The 283-nt window shown below is 56.9% G+C and carries 1 rRNA gene; it reads left to right on the top strand.

The annotated features are described in order from the left end of the window. Positions 1 to 149: 149 nt before the first annotated feature. Positions 150 to 266 (top strand): 5S ribosomal RNA (rrf, locus tag JYA52_RS00280). The last annotated feature ends 17 nt before the right edge of the window (positions 267 to 283 follow it).

The raw sequence follows: 283 nt of genomic DNA on the forward strand, positions 1-283 counted from the left end.
ACCCGTCACACGGTAAGTTGCCCAGGGAACAAAAACCACAACAAAATAACAACACCACAGCTGTAACAACAGCACAGTTGAAACAACAGCACAGTTGTAACACCAGATTTCCCACACACACCCCGCGGGTGTGTGCCGGGTCGAAGGGTTACGGCGGTCATAGCGTGGGGGAAACGCCCGGTCCCATTCCGAACCCGGAAGCTAAGACCCACAGCGCCGATGGTACTGCACCCGGGAGGGTGTGGGAGAGTAGGTCACCGCCGGACAACCATTAGGTCGAGAG

The organism is Arthrobacter pascens, assembly GCF_017052465.1.
In the GTDB taxonomy this organism is placed as follows: domain Bacteria; phylum Actinomycetota; class Actinomycetes; order Actinomycetales; family Micrococcaceae; genus Arthrobacter; species Arthrobacter pascens.